Source organism: Candidatus Hydrogenedentota bacterium, assembly GCA_035416745.1.
GTDB lineage: Bacteria > Hydrogenedentota > Hydrogenedentia > Hydrogenedentales > SLHB01 > UBA2224.
The window spans coordinates 25140-38712 of sequence record DAOLNV010000004.1 but is presented as its reverse complement, the minus strand read 5'-3'; the positions used below and the strand labels follow the sequence as shown (position 1 = coordinate 38712).

14 protein-coding genes are annotated in these 13573 nt (G+C 59.0%); 9 read left to right on the top strand and 5 right to left on the bottom strand.

Annotated features, from left to right (window positions below; translation table 11 throughout):
- Nucleotides 1–328: 328 nt before the first annotated feature.
- Both PLJ71_02805 and PLJ71_02800 read right to left on the bottom strand, forming a co-directional pair.
- Complete coding sequence (locus tag PLJ71_02805) at nucleotides 329–1300, bottom strand: DUF1559 domain-containing protein (GenBank protein ID HQM47586.1); 972 nt, start codon at nucleotides 1298–1300, stop codon at nucleotides 329–331.
- 384 nt (nucleotides 1301–1684) lie between these two features.
- Nucleotides 1685–2632, bottom strand: a complete 948-nt coding sequence (locus PLJ71_02800) for a DUF1559 domain-containing protein (protein ID HQM47585.1) — start codon at nucleotides 2630–2632, stop codon at nucleotides 1685–1687.
- A 339-nt stretch (nucleotides 2633–2971) separates the two neighbouring features.
- Here PLJ71_02800 and PLJ71_02795 point away from each other — a divergent pair, with 339 nt between their 5' ends.
- Nucleotides 2972–3733, top strand: coding sequence for a metallophosphoesterase (locus tag PLJ71_02795; GenBank protein HQM47584.1), 762 nt, complete (start codon nucleotides 2972–2974; stop codon nucleotides 3731–3733).
- Between the two features lie 61 nt (nucleotides 3734–3794).
- Here PLJ71_02795 and PLJ71_02790 read toward each other — a convergent pair whose 3' ends face one another.
- Nucleotides 3795–4217 (bottom strand): hypothetical protein, encoded by a 423-nt coding sequence (locus PLJ71_02790; protein HQM47583.1) that lies wholly within the window; start codon nucleotides 4215–4217, stop codon nucleotides 3795–3797.
- 207 nt (nucleotides 4218–4424) lie between these two features.
- On the opposite strand from PLJ71_02790, the gene PLJ71_02785 reads away from it, so the two are divergent.
- The 7 genes from PLJ71_02785 (at nucleotide 4425) to PLJ71_02755 (ending at nucleotide 10850) form a co-directional block, all read left to right on the top strand.
- Complete coding sequence (locus PLJ71_02785; GenBank protein ID HQM47582.1) at nucleotides 4425–5672, top strand: DUF481 domain-containing protein; 1248 nt, start codon at nucleotides 4425–4427, stop codon at nucleotides 5670–5672.
- Between the two features lie 159 nt (nucleotides 5673–5831).
- Nucleotides 5832–6314, top strand: a complete 483-nt coding sequence (locus tag PLJ71_02780; protein HQM47581.1) for a metal-dependent transcriptional regulator — start codon at nucleotides 5832–5834, stop codon at nucleotides 6312–6314.
- A gap of 60 nt (nucleotides 6315–6374) precedes the next feature.
- Nucleotides 6375–6620: a FeoA family protein gene (locus PLJ71_02775; GenBank protein HQM47580.1), complete on the top strand. Its 246-nt coding sequence runs from the start codon at nucleotides 6375–6377 to the stop codon at nucleotides 6618–6620.
- Nucleotides 6621–6725: 105 nt separating this feature from the next.
- A complete protein-coding gene (locus PLJ71_02770; GenBank protein ID HQM47579.1) occupies nucleotides 6726–6965 on the top strand; it encodes a FeoA family protein in 240 nt (79 codons plus the stop codon).
- A gap of 1 nt (nucleotide 6966) precedes the next feature.
- Complete coding sequence (gene feoB, locus PLJ71_02765; GenBank protein HQM47578.1) at nucleotides 6967–9129, top strand: ferrous iron transport protein B; 2163 nt, start codon at nucleotides 6967–6969, stop codon at nucleotides 9127–9129.
- Between the two features lie 234 nt (nucleotides 9130–9363).
- The gene (locus tag PLJ71_02760) at nucleotides 9364–9651 is read left to right on the top strand and encodes a DUF4491 family protein (protein ID HQM47577.1); all 288 of its coding nucleotides are present in this window, start codon (nucleotides 9364–9366) and stop codon (nucleotides 9649–9651) included.
- 242 nt (nucleotides 9652–9893) lie between these two features.
- Entirely contained in the window at nucleotides 9894–10850 is a 957-nt protein-coding gene (locus PLJ71_02755; protein ID HQM47576.1) for a CehA/McbA family metallohydrolase, read from the top strand.
- A 51-nt stretch (nucleotides 10851–10901) separates the two neighbouring features.
- Here PLJ71_02755 and PLJ71_02750 read toward each other — a convergent pair whose 3' ends face one another.
- Nucleotides 10902–11402, bottom strand: coding sequence for a PaaI family thioesterase (locus PLJ71_02750; protein HQM47575.1), 501 nt, complete (start codon nucleotides 11400–11402; stop codon nucleotides 10902–10904).
- Nucleotides 11395–11817 (bottom strand): DUF393 domain-containing protein, encoded by a 423-nt coding sequence (locus PLJ71_02745; GenBank protein ID HQM47574.1) that lies wholly within the window; start codon nucleotides 11815–11817, stop codon nucleotides 11395–11397. The genes PLJ71_02750 and PLJ71_02745 overlap by 8 nt, the downstream gene beginning before the upstream one ends.
- A 628-nt stretch (nucleotides 11818–12445) precedes the next feature.
- Here PLJ71_02745 and PLJ71_02740 point away from each other — a divergent pair.
- Nucleotides 12446–13390 carry a DUF1559 domain-containing protein gene (locus PLJ71_02740; protein HQM47573.1) on the top strand — a complete coding sequence of 315 codons (945 nt, stop codon included), beginning with the start codon at nucleotides 12446–12448 and terminating at the stop codon, nucleotides 13388–13390.
- Nucleotides 13391–13573: the final 183 nt, after the last annotated feature.

Here is a 13573-nt window from a genome sequence, read left to right as displayed (position 1 = left end):
CGCGTTCACGGTGCGCGAAACCGTATCCGCGCAAAGTACCTGGAACGCATCCGGTCCGACTTCCAGCAATCCACCGAGATTTTATCACGCCGTCGACGCCGCGTCAACCTTTCTGACGTTTCGTCAGAGACGCGGGCCAGGGGAGATTGCGGGGGCGGGCAAAACCGCCCGAGCATTAAAGAGAGGACGTGGAAGACACCCACGCCCTCGAGTTGCGCGAATTGCCCCGCTAAAGGACCTTACTCGGATACATCGCAGTTTTTCAGGTGTTTGGGGGCTACGGATATTTCCGGGGTCCCCTGCTTCTTGCGGCGAGGAGCTGAGCCGGTCAACTGATCACGGTGGCCAGCGCATTCATCATGTCTACATACGCTTTGCACACGGGCCATTCGCTCGGGTAGCGAATGAATTCGACATGTCCGTCCATGTAAAGGACATTGCTGCCGCCGGGGATGTGGTTGAAATAGCTCCATTTGTTCTGAGGGTCCGAGGTTGTCCACGCCATATCCCACATGACTGGAATTTCGCTCTGGGCCAAGGCGCTGCCCGCGGGATTGTTGATGTCGGTGATGAAGAACCGCTCAATGCCCTCACGAAGGCGATAAACGGTCGTTGCGCCTGTATCCGTTTCCGGAGGATTCAGCGTCAAGTCGCGCTCGTGAACTTGTCCGCGGCTGGTGGCCCACGTGTCGTCAAGATAGGTGCCGGCTACGCCGAACTCTTCCAGCATCGCGGCGAGGAAACCAGGCTCGAAATCGCCGCCCATTACGTCGTAGGAATCCCTGTTCAGGGTAGTTGTGTTGACGGGGCCCACCAGCAGCAGCTCGGGCATCACGGCCCACCCGTAGTACTCGTACGAGATTTCCCAGAAATGGCAGGGGTTAATGCCTCCATTGGGAAACATCGCATCAGGATGCCGCCAGCCGTCGACCTCCACGCGGGTCCAGCCGTCCGCGTCCGATGGGCAAATGAGGACGTTGTCGTCCGTCAAATACTCGGGATACACGGACGGACCATCAAAGAACCTGTTGACGTGGTTGGGCTGGGCGGCAGGGTCATCCAGGTCGCAGGGGAGGGAGTATTTGGGAAACGCCTTGCACAGGCTCGGCCATTTCTCGCCTTTGGACTCGTTGGCGTACATCTTGAAGACCACCCCCAACTGTTTGAGGTTGTTGGCGCAGCTGGCGCGGCGGGCGGCCTCGCGGGCACGGGCCAGCGCCGGCAGCAGGATCGCGGCCAGAATGCCGATGATGGCAATCACCACGAGCAATTCAATCAAGGTAAATCCATGTTTTTTCATCGCAGTTATCCTTCCAGATTTGAGGGGACAAATATGTCAGATGAACTGATTTCCCGCGGATTGCGGAGAAGCCGGGTACTGTTTCTCGCCAGCCATCACCTCCCTTATCGCCCGCATTGAGGCGGTCAAGCGGATGGCCCTTGCGCTCGCTCCGCCTCAAAAACGATCAAAAATTGTATTCAACTATGCAGCTAGAATAACAGAACTTTGATCATTTGGCAAGTTTTCCGACCTCGCGTCACAAACCCCTCATTCCGGGTTTGTTAACAGCTTGCGCCTTTGACGAGATGTGTCCTGCCGGCCGCACGAACAACAGCAGCGCGCGCCCCGAAGAGCGCGCGCTTTGATGAGTCTGCTAATGATGAAGAACCGAATGCGAACGGGTTACGGATTGAGCATGCTGCTGAGCAAATTCATCATCTGCACGTAGCCTTTGCAGACCGGCCACTCGCTCGGGTACCGGACGAACTCCACGTGCCCATCCATGTACAGCACGTTGCCGCCGCCGGGGATGTGGTTGAAGTAGCTTTCCCGGCCTTCTGTTGCAGACCAGACCGAGTCCCACATTACCGGGACCTCGCTTTGGGCCATGGCGCTGCCGGCCGGATTGTTGATGTCGGTGATGAAGAACCGCTCGATGCCTTCACGAAGACGGTAGCAGGTCACATCCTTGCCCGTGTCGCTCGCGTAGCTGATATCGCTTTCAAACGAGTTCCAGGGGGTGCCGTTCCCAAAGTTGAAAACAGCGGAGAGACTGACAAGATCATCGTTCCCCGTGCCGGCACCCACGCCCGTGAAAACGGTCTGGACCGCGAAGAGGAACCCATAGTCAAACGACGCCGGCATGGCGTTGACATCCGTTCCCGGCATGATGACGTACTCGTCCTTCAATGCCCAGCCATAGTACGTGTAAGACACTTCCCAGAAATCGCAGGGCTGGACGCTGCCGTCGGTATTGCGCCAATACTCGTCTGCCCGCTGTTCACCATCGGCGTCGGACGGGCAAATGATGATCTTGTCATCGGTCATATACTCGGGGTAAACCGCCGGGCCGTTGAAGAACTGGTTGAACGTGTTTGGTATTGAACACGGCAAGGGGCTTGTCTCGCTCTGAAAAGGGAAGGCCTTCAACATGCTCGGCCACTTCTCGCCCTTGCTTTCGTTCGCATACATCTTGAAGATCAGGCCCAATTGTTTGAGGTTGTTGGCGCAGCTGGCGCGGCGCGCGGCTTCGCGAGCACGGGCCAGCGCCGGCAGGAGGATCGCGGCCAGAATGCCGATAATGGCGATTACCACCAACAATTCAATCAAAGTGAAACCATGCTTTTTCATCGCAGTCATCCTTCCAGATTTGAAGAAATTGATATGCCAGACAGACTGATTTTCCGCGGATTACAGAGCAGCCCGATGCGATTCTTCGCCAGCCATCACCTCCTTTATTGCGCGCATTGAGGTGGCCAAGCGTATTACCCTCGCGCCATGTCTGAAGACATTCATATTTGGGTTCAAACCCACGACTAGTCTAACAGATTGCTGACAATTTGGCAAGTTTTCTGACCTCGCGTCGGAAAATCCTGGTTTTAGAGGTATTCGCTGTACACGGGGTGCAACTGCGCCATTTGTTCGTCTTACCATTCAACGCGTTGGGAGGCCAGGGAGCTCCGGGGGCGCATGCCCCCTGCCGCGCGTGGTTCCGCCGTTGCCGGGTCCGTCCGTCTGGCGGAAGGGTTCGGCTTCGTGTACCATAGCGCCGCAATGCTGATACTTACTCTCTCGGACATTCATGGGAACATGCGTGCCATGGCGCGCACATCTGGGCGGTTTGCCGCTGCCGATGTTGTATTGCTTGCCGGTGACATCACGCATTTCGGCGGCTCGAACGTTGCCCGCGGCATCATCGCCGCGATCCGCGCGGAAACAGATGCGTTCGTGTTGGGCGTGACCGGCAATTGCGATCTTCCCGAGGTGGCCCAATACCTGGCCGAAGAAGACATATTGTGCGAGCAAACGTGTCGTGTTCTAGACTCGGTTGCGTTCGCTGGTTTTGGCGGGTCGCTGCCTTGTCCCGGCGGTACGCCGAATGAGAAGAGTGAAACGGATTTCTGGAAGGAATTGAGCACGGCCACAGGTCAAATCCCCCGGGAACACCCCCTGATTCTTCTCGGTCACCAGCCGCCGTTTGGCACGGTCGCGGACTGCACGACGGACGGGCGGCACGTCGGAAGCCGGAGCGTGAGGCAGTTCATCGAGGAGACACGCCCGCTGGTTTGTTTTTGCGGGCATATTCATGAAGGACGCGGGACGGATGTGGTCGGGGCCGCCGAACTTGTGAATCCAGGACCTTTCCGTGACGGCTTTTATGCGCTCACGGAACTCTCGGATGATTGGTCAACGGTGAAGGTCCGATTGTGCGGCCCGGACACCCCGGCCTAGCGCTGGTCTTCTTGTTTTTCCCCGCAATGCGCCGAGACGAGGCTGAAACGGTCTCCGGGGCTCACTGCATGTTGGCATATTCAGGATAGGCAATATCTTCGGGGGCGCCCGAAGGTCTTTCCTGCCTGTTCATGTACTTACGCACCCGCACGGATACCACAACGTTGTTGGACGTGTTGATAAGCAGCGTCCAGTTGTTTTTGCCGTACGAGATGGGGGGCGTGACTTCAAAGGCGGCGTTCTTTCCCGCGACCATCTGCAGATGCTGGAACTGCTGTTCCTTGAAGACGGCCTGAACCTGATCGGCCGGCATGCCGAGCTGGACAAGGCTTCGAAACTTCTTGAGTTCTTTTGTGTATGCGCGGCCGCGTGTGGCTTGTTTGATCATGCTCTCTTTGCTTGTGAGGTCTACCGCAATCACGAGAACCAGCGCGCACGCCACTACACCAAGCAGGATGAAGAAGAAGTTTTTGTTCTCAAACATAACCGCCTCCCCCTCCACAGTGTTTCATACCCCGCATAAAAATGGTACGCCGATATGCGCCGGAGTGTCAAGGCGGCGGCCGGGGCGGCAATGCTCGCGCTTTTGAAAAAGAGGCCCGAAATAGGCGATGATGAGGTTCTTTCCGGGCGCGTGCGGGCAGAATAGTCCGCGTTCCACCATCGCAAAATCACGTTCGAGGGCATGGAAATGGCACTGTTTCAGCGTTTGGTCCTGGCGTGGGCCGTTGCCGCTCATGCGGGAGATGCGTGCGCGGACGCCGTATACCTGCAGAACGGCGACCGGATCAGCGGCTCGCTCGTGGGTCTCAGCGGGGAGGTGCTGCGGTTCCGCGGGGTCTACACCAATCTGCTCGAGATCCCGTGGCGAGACGTCCTTGCCGTCACGACCGAGGAAGCCGTCGAGGTTGCAGTTCGCGGCAGTGGACCCGTAACGGGCAGACTCATTCTTCTCGACGGCGAGCAGGCCATCACCGTGAACGGCGCGGTAAGTCACGTCGCGCCCGGGGAGATTATTGCCATAGCCGTGCCGGGCGCCGCAGCCGCTGAGGCAGCGGGCATCCCCGCTGCCCCGGACGAGAGGAAATCCGCGGAGGAGGCGGCGTCCGGGCAAGCCGCCCCGAAGAAGTGGGCGGGGGACGTGACCATGGGCGCTTCCTGGCGCAAGGGCGCTACCGACACGTTTGATGCCGCAACAACGCTCACTGTGGTGCGCCAATGGCCGGGCGACACCCTGACATTCAAGTCTGAGGCTGGCTACGGGGAGGTTGAGTCTCAGAAGAACACCCAGCGTATCCTTGGCGAGTTGAAGTGGCAGCATTTCTGGAACGAACGATTCTACGGCTACTGGCTGGGCGGGGCCGAACATGATGCAGGACGCCAGCTGGATTTGCGTTTGCGCACCGGCGCCGGGCTCGGGAAAGAGTTCATCAATAATGAGCAACGTAAGCTGTCTCTCGAGGGCGGCGCCGGCTACCGGCGCGAGTATTGGCTCGAATACGGCCTGCTCGCGGAAGACGCCGCCAGAGATGCCAGCAAGAACGCCCGGCTCGCGCGGCTCAACCAGTTCCTGAACCAGGTCGGCACACTGAACGGCCTGGAACTGATTGCCGCGAGCTTGCGCTACTATTACGATGCGGAAAGTCTCAAGTTCCATAACGACACCGTCACGGAAGACAGCATCACTGTTCATGCTTCGAGCCATTATGAGCAGAAAGTGTTTGCCAGGAGCCTTTTTTCATCGGACCTGACGGTGGAGCCGGACATTGATGACTTTTCACAATACAGGATTTTATCAGATCTAGCATTTCTGACCCCGCTCTCTGAGAAGATGAGCCTGAAAATACGGCTCTATTCGGAATACGACAGTCATCCCGGGGATGTGGACGCTGAGAACTGGGAACATAAGTTCTTGACGGGTTTGGATTACAAGTTTTAGGCGTGAATCCCAGACGACGATGTGCAGCATAGCGTTAAGGGGGATAGGTTTCTATCCTGCTTGGTCATCCTGAGGTCACTCAGGGGATTTTCTTGACACGGTGCGATTGGGGGCTCTACAATTGTTAGAGGCTTCTAACTTTTGATGAGGGGCAAAAGGATGGTTGACGAACGTCTTAGCGCCAGCCTGGAGGACTATCTCGAGGCGATCTTCCACGTCGTCGAGGCCAAACAGGCAGCGCGGGTCAAAGATATTGCGGACCGCCTGAATGTCAATAGCTCGTCGGTGACCAGTGCGCTGCACGCACTCAAAGAGCGAAACCTTGTCAACTATGAGCCATACGACATTGTGACGCTCACGTTGCGGGGCCTGCAGGTGGCCGCGGAAGTCGTGCGGGGACACGAGGCCCTGCGGCGTTTCTTTGTTGACGTATTGGGCATTGGCAACGAAGAGGCTGAAGCAGCCGCGTGCGGCATGGAACATGCGATGCCGCCCCTTGTGTTGGAGCGGCTTATCGATTTCGTCGAGTTTGTTGGAAGAAATCCCGGTGCGCGGATGCACTGGGACGAGGACAATGGCAGGTTTCGAGGTGGCGCGCGGTTTTCCGAGGAAATAGAAGACAGCTCGCAAACCGGCGCTTAGCCCTGCCTGGAATGGCGCCGCCCCGTGCGGCGTTCCGTGATGAACACGAATACGACAGATATGACACAGGCGAGGATGTTGAGCGAAGCACGCAGCAATGAGACCGTGCGTGTGGTGAAATGCCACGGCGGGCGCGGGTTCAAGGAGAACCTTGCGCGGCTGGGCGTGCTGCCGGGCGTGTTGCTGCAGGTGATTGCGAAGGGCCGATCGGGCCCGGTGATCATCTCATGCCGGGGCTGCCGTATCGCCATCGGGCAGGGCATGGCCGAGCGCATAGAGGTCATCCGGGAAAACGCGGCCACGTGAGTTGAGAGTACCGGCAGGCATCTTTCACTCAGCGTCTCAGCGCTGCTGGATGTGGCTCGTGTCTCCATGCGCCCGCAAGGTGAGCGCCGTTATAGCAGGTAATGCATGAAAGCCAAAACGTTGTTTGACCTCGTCAGCGGCGACCGCGCACGCGTTGTGCGGGTGCGGGGCGAGCGGTGTCCCGAGCTCCGGCAGCGTCTGCTCGATATGGGCATTATGCGGGGGACCGAGCTGTACGTTGAGCGGCACGCGCCCTTGGGCGACCCCGTCGAGATTACCCTGAAGGGATACTCCCTGGCGTTGCGCATGAGCGAGGCCAGGCAAATCGACATCGAGGAACTCTGACGTGGCGGGCATAGCGATTGCAGGCAATCCGAATGCCGGCAAAACGTCTCTTTTCAATCACCTCACGGGAACGTTCCAAAGCGTGGGGAACTATCCCGGCGTCACGGTGGAATGCAAAGAGGGCGTGGCACGGCTGGATGGCCGCCGGATTCGTGTAGTCGACCTCCCCGGCACTTATTCCCTCACCGCATACTCCCAGGAGGAACTGGTTGCCCGGGATTTCATCATCGAGCAGGGTCCCGACCTTGTCGTGGACGTGCTCGATGCGTCGAATCTGGAACGGCATCTGTACTTGGCCATTCAGATCATGGAGATGGGTGCCCCGTTGATTCTGGCACTCAACATGGTGGACGTGGCTGCACACCGCGGAATCGCTGTTGACCACGCGAAACTGTCGGAACTTCTGGGCATTCCCGTGGTGCCTACCGTGGGCAACAAGGGCGTTGGCGTGAGAGAACTGCTGCAACAATGCCTGGATGCTCTTGACGGCAAGCTCTCCGTCGCGCCCCGCCCGGTCACCTATGGCCACGAGGTCGATGAGGAAGTCGACAAGCTGGCCGAGCTCCTGAGCAGTGTCCCGTCATTGCCCGCCAGGTACCGGCCCCGCTGGCTGGCGGTCAAACTTCTCGAACAGGACGCAGAAGTCGAGAAAAAGGTAGCGGAACTGGCGGATGCCGAGGCGGACCATATGCTGAAGGCCGCCGCCAAGGCCATCAAGGCTATCGAACAGCATTGTGGCGACGATTGCGCCACGGTGATTGCCGAACGGCGCTACGGGTATGCGTCCGGCATCATGAAAGAATGTCTAATCCTCACGGGACAAGCCCGCCAGCTTGTTACGGACCGCATTGATACGCTCGTGTGCAACCGTTTCCTGGGCCCGGTGATTCTGGTCGCGGTAGTGGCCGCCTTGTTCTTTTCCGTATTCAAGATCTCGACTGAATGGGCGTGGATTCCCTGGTTTGGGGGGTGGTATGCGCCGGTTGCGTGGGTGGAATGGTTCTTCGATCAACTTGCCGGCGCGATATCCGGCCTCGAGGCTCGGGCGCCCGTTCTCCATTCGCTGCTGAACGATGCTGTCATCGCGGGCGTGGGGGGCGTGCTTGGTTTCATGCCGCTCATTTTTACGATGTTTTTTCTGATATCCGCGCTCGAGGATTCGGGCTACATTGCGCGTGTTGCGTTCATTCTCGACCGGGTGCTGCAAACCTTCGGCCTCCAGGGGAAATCGATTCTCGCTCTGATCGTTTCCGGCGGGCTGGGCGCGGGCGGATGCGCCGTTCCCGGCGTGATGGCCACACGCACGCTGCGGGAGGACAAGGACCGCCTGATCACCATGCTGGTCGTGCCCTTCATGAATTGTGGAGCGAAACTGACGGTCTATGCCATGTTGATTGCGGCGTTCTTTCCCCGGCATCGCACCGAGATGATGTTGCTTATGTGGGCGATATCGTGGGCGGTGGCGCTTGCCGCCGCGTGGGTGCTCCGTAAATTCGTTATCCGGGGCGAGCAAACCCCCTTTGTGATGGAGTTGCCGCCGTATCACATGCCTCTGCTGCGAAGCATGTTGATTCACACATGGGACCGCACCTGGTTGTACGTGAAGAAGGCCGGAACCGTGATCCTGGCCATCAACATCTTGTTCTGGGCCCTGATGTATTTCCCCCGACCGCCCGATGGCGGAGATTCCCAGGCCCCCGGCGGCGGCCCGCGCGTCGCGGCCGTGACCGAAGAAGAACGGGCCGCTGGCGCCTTGTCGCACAGTTTTGCGGGCCGTTTCGGGCGTGCTCTGGAGCCGGTCACGCAATGGGCGGGCTTTGACTGGCGCACCAACATCTCCCTGATGGGCGGATTCATGGCCAAGGAGGTCATCGTAGGCACCATGGGCACTGCGCTGGCCATGGGAGATGTCGACCCCGACAGGCCGGAATCCCTGTCGCAGCAGCTGGCGCAGGATCCCGCGTGGAATCCGCTCAAAGGTTTTGTTTTGATGGTCTTCGTTATGATGTACGCGCCCTGTTTCGCCAGTATGGCCGTCATTCGCCGCGAAAGCGGCTCTTGGAAGTGGGCGCTCTTTTCCACGGCCTACTCGACGGGGATTGCTTTCGTCCTCGCCGTTGTTATCTACCAAAGCGGCCTGGCGCTGGGCTTGGGCACGCCATGAGGAATACCGAGAATGCTTGAAGGTGCAGTAGTTGGCGTTATCATAGGCGCTGCGGCGTTTTTCGTGGGTTGGCAGTTGCGTACACGCGCCGCGGGGCGGTCCTGTGACGAAACCTGCGGAGGCGGCGGGTGTGCCTGTGCCGCCGGGCTGAAACGGAAGCAGGGGCGGGACTGACGCAGGCGGGTCCGCCGCAGACGCGATACGTGTGTCCCGAGCGGGTTTAGGAGAACGAGCGTGAATTTTCAAGGCGTGATACTCGGGGCGGTGGCGTTCCTGGCGATAGGCATCTTCCACCCGGTGGTCATCAAGGGCGAGTACTACTTCGGGGCGCGCATCTGGCCGATCTTTCTGGTGGTTGGCATTATCTGCGTGATTCTATCTCTGTATGTCGGGAATACGTACAGTTCGGTGACCTTGGGGGTAGTGGGGTTCTCCTCGTTGTGGACGATCCACGAGATCAAGGAGCAGGAAAAGCGCGTGGCAAAGGGCTGGTTCCCCAAGAATCCCAACCGGGCGGAATAGGGCGGGCGGAGAGAGCAACAGGCCGTATCAGCGAGAAGCGGGGGATACTCATGCATCTGTTCGGCCGGCCGCCTGGATGGGACGCCGATGCTTTCACGGCCTCTTCCTCATACTGACGGTCACCGGCGGTACCGGCCCGGGAACATCATCATCGAGTAGGCAGGCCCGAGATGCTTGCGGATGAGGGCATGGTGCGTTATGCTCGTGGCACACACTCGAGCCAATCGAAAGGAAGAGGGACCATGCGACAGGTTGCACGTATTTTATGTGTTGTGGCGGCGGTTTTCGGCGTAGGCTTCGGGGCGTTCGCGGCGGACCAGGCGCCGGTGAACCCCTTCGCGTTGCCCGGGAATTGGTACAAGGCGAATTTGCACACGCATACAACGCAATCGGACGGCGACGTAGATCTGCCGGTGCGCGTGGAACAGTACCGGTCTCATGGCTACAGCATCCTCGCCGTGTCGGACCACGAGAAGACCAGCGAGGCCGCACCGTTCTGTTCCGATGCGTTTCTGCTGATCAGCGGCATGGAAACGCATCCCAAGTCGCCCAATCCGAACATGAATTACCATATCCTGTGCATCAATGTGCCCGTGGGGATGACCTTCGAGAAGGAAACGCCCATGGAGGAGCGCATGAAAGCCTTGCGTGATGCAGGGGCTTTTGTTGTCGCCGCGCACCCCTATTGGTGCGGCTTCACTCACGATGAGCTGCTGCCCTTGTTTGAAGATGGCGCGGGAGCCCTCGAGGTCTACAATTCCACCTGCCGCTTTAATGGCCGGGCCAACAGCTCGGTCCATTGGGACGATTTGCTCGCCAAAGGGTGGCGCATTCCCGCGGTGGCCGTCGACGATGTACACGGCGACAATGCCTTGCGAATGGGGTGGACCATGATTAAAGCGGCGCAATTGACGCTCGATGCGGTCATGGACGCTCTCCGCAAGGGCGCCTATTATGCATCGACGGGCCCCGAGTTCACCGATCTGCGTGTCGAGGGGGACACGGTGACCGTCGAGTGTTCTCCGGTACGGAAGATCCAGTTCTACGCCACCGCCCCCAACGGCGCACAGACCCTCGCAACGGACCAGCCGCTCACTAAGGGCGTCTTCACCATGAAACGCCCCGTGGCGTATGTGCGGGTCGAGATCACCGATGCGGATGGCAAACAGGCGTGGTCGCCCGTCCTGTATTTCGACTGACATCCGGGCTTGTGACGGACGAACAAGAACCGTTTGGCGCGAGGCCGGGCGCTACCGGGGTCTTTCCCGCAGGCAGTCAAACACACGTTCTTCGCCGCCACGGTAGACCAGGTTGTCGTCGACCTCGAGCGTGCCCTCGGCGGAAAGCGGAATAAACCGGCCTTCGGCGCGGGCGTACTCGGTTCCCTCTTGATCGACGAGCCATCCACGGGCGGTCCCCATCCGGCGGGTAGCCTTGCAGACTTCCGAACAGGCGGTCATGGGCCGGTTGGCGGGAACGGGTTTGAGGTAGCGGATGGTCAATTCGCCGGTGAAACACATGCGGTGAACTTCGCGGGCTACGGCCCAGCCCATGCACTCGTCGAGGATCGCCGCGACAATGCCGCCGTGTACAACGTTGTCGAACCCGCAATGGTGCGGCTTGCCCGTGAACGGCGCTTTGACAATGCCGTTTTCGATGTAGAATCGCGTCTGGACGCCGGCTGCGTTATCTTCACCGCAGATGAAACAAGGTTTTGAATTGGGAAGGTAGGTTATTCCGTCGTTACTCACGTTTTTCCCCTTCGTTGCAGGTCTTTTCAGCCTTGCTGTTGCAGGATTCTCTGCGCTCATGCCCCGCGATCGCGGCCAGCGCGTAGCGGCGTGTGGCGAACCAGCGATAGACCCCCGGCGATGCATGGCGGAACACCGGCCAGCGCAGAACCCGCGCGGCCCAGCGCCACCCCTGCATCCGTTCCATCAGCACAGGCAGGGCCTGGTCTCCGGCATACACCCGGCCGTCGGGCGTCACCAACTGCATGGCCGCCATGCACTGTTCGCGGGTAATTTCCGGAAAACGGCGCTCGCGCTCGGCATCCTGGCACGGCAGCGCCTCGAGCGCGTTCTCGCGGGCATGCTGCAGGGCCCATGCCGCCGCACGGCGGCAAAACGGGCATTCGCCATCATAAATGAGCGTAGCACGGTCCATGACACCGTATCTTACGGGTCGCGCCCCCGTGGCTCAACTTGACACGTTCTCGCCACCCGTATGACGAGGCTGACTTGTAGCCCCAGGTCTTGTGTCAGGCGGTCCGTGTTCACAGGCCATGGGGCTGGAGGGCTTCGCAGAATACATGTTTTGCATATATTTCATGGTATCTGCTGGGGTGGCACAGGACTCTTGCGGTCCTGTTTTTCCCTCGCACAACCTATTTCTGGGTCTGTTCTCTTTCGGGCGGCGGTCATGCGCGGAGTTTTATGACCAAAGGTCTGTAAATTGCCCATCAAGACTGATTGGCTATGTAAGCGCGACATTCCTGCCGCGTCTGAAACCGGGCTTCTTGATGGGCCGTGCGGGCCGCAATGCTGGCAATCACAACATGGAAATTTTTCCTCTACCTTTCCGCGCTGAACCGACCAATGTTCGCAAATGCAGACCGTTGCCACGCGCACTACGGGATTTCCTTTCTACAAGCCCGGTGTCTATAGGGGGAATTGCCATGACGTGAAGGAGTTGACAAGAACCCTGACCCAGAGTCATAATTATTCTGGCTGGTACGGGCATTACAGGTATCGTGGTGTCACAGGTGTTTTGAACAACGAGGAGGATTGATAACATGAGAAGACGAGGGTTCACATTGATTGAATTGCTGGTCGTTATCGCGATCATCGGCATCCTTGCGGCCATTCTTCTGCCCGCATTGGCCCGTGCGCGCGAAGCGGCCCGGCGCGCGAGCTGCGCAAACAACCTGAAGCAGATGGGCCTGATTTTCAAGATGTATGCGAACGAGGCCCAAGGCGAAAAGTGGCCGAGCTTGATTAAGGCGCATCCGTATGATGCGGGGACTGGTCCTTGCGGAGACCCCAACGACCACAACCAGTTCTTTAACGGCCCGTCGGTATACCCCGAGTACATGACCGACGACAACATCATTCTTTGCCCATCGGACGCCGATGCCCAGGCACGGGCCGACCAGTATTGGCGGAATGCCGACGGCAGCGTCCAGCCCTGCGATTTCTGGGAAGTGTCGTACACCTACTATGGCTGGGCCATGAAGGACGAGTACGTCATCATGCCGGGAACGGATGTCAACGATATGCCAGCCACGTTTGACTATGGGTTCCTCTTCGCGGTCCAGACCGTTTTCACGGGCGTGGCTGCCGGCACGGGGAACGAAGATCTTGTCAGTCTCTCCGCTGTTTTCAACTTTGGGAATGGCACCCCCTGGAACTCGTTTGAAGGCGATATCAGCTACGCGAGCGACACGGGCAAGGATGTGACCTGCTACCGTCTTCGTGAAGGCATCGAGCGGTTCTTCATCACCGACATCAACAACCCGGCGGGCAGCGCCATTGCCCAGACCGAAGTTCCGGTGATGTGGGACTCGGTGTGGACTGCTGCAAAGGGTGTCGAGAGTTACTTCAACCACATCCCCGGCGGCGGTAACGTGCTGTTCATGGACGGGCACGTCGAATTCGTCCGCTACCCGAGCGAATGGCCGGTCTGCAAGGCATACGTGCAGATGATGGATTTGATGAGCGGCGTGCTCAATCCCCCGTGACGCTAAGCGGTTCGATTTTCCAATACCAGCACCAACCCGAGCGCGCGCTCTTCGGAGCGCGCGCTTGTTGTTTGCGTGGCCGGGCCATGTCGCCAAGGTAAGAAGCTGGCACTCAGCAAGCCCGGGAGAATCGGAGTCCGTTTGAACAGGGCCTGTGCCTGTCTTTCCAGGCAGTTGTCTGTG

Excerpts from the sequence above, each read along its gene's own strand:
- PLJ71_02800 (HQM47585.1), bottom strand. The coding sequence starts at position 2,632 with ATGAAAAAGCATGGTTTCACTTTGATTGAATTGTTGGTGGTAATCGCC.
- PLJ71_02780 (HQM47581.1), top strand. The coding sequence starts at position 5,832 with ATGGTTGACGAACGTCTTAGCGCCAGCCTGGAGGACTATCTCGAGGCG.
- PLJ71_02775 (HQM47580.1), top strand. The coding sequence starts at position 6,375 with ATGACACAGGCGAGGATGTTGAGCGAAGCACGCAGCAATGAGACCGTG.
- PLJ71_02785 (HQM47582.1), top strand. The coding sequence starts at position 4,425 with ATGGCACTGTTTCAGCGTTTGGTCCTGGCGTGGGCCGTTGCCGCTCAT.
- PLJ71_02790 (HQM47583.1), bottom strand. The coding sequence starts at position 4,217 with ATGTTTGAGAACAAAAACTTCTTCTTCATCCTGCTTGGTGTAGTGGCG.
- PLJ71_02805 (HQM47586.1), bottom strand. The coding sequence starts at position 1,300 with ATGAAAAAACATGGATTTACCTTGATTGAATTGCTCGTGGTGATTGCC.
- PLJ71_02740 (HQM47573.1), top strand. The coding sequence starts at position 12,446 with ATGAGAAGACGAGGGTTCACATTGATTGAATTGCTGGTCGTTATCGCG.
- PLJ71_02755 (HQM47576.1), top strand. The coding sequence starts at position 9,894 with ATGCGACAGGTTGCACGTATTTTATGTGTTGTGGCGGCGGTTTTCGGC.
- PLJ71_02770 (HQM47579.1), top strand. The coding sequence starts at position 6,726 with ATGAAAGCCAAAACGTTGTTTGACCTCGTCAGCGGCGACCGCGCACGC.
- PLJ71_02745 (HQM47574.1), bottom strand. The coding sequence starts at position 11,817 with ATGGACCGTGCTACGCTCATTTATGATGGCGAATGCCCGTTTTGCCGC.
- PLJ71_02795 (HQM47584.1), top strand. The coding sequence starts at position 2,972 with ATGCCCCCTGCCGCGCGTGGTTCCGCCGTTGCCGGGTCCGTCCGTCTG.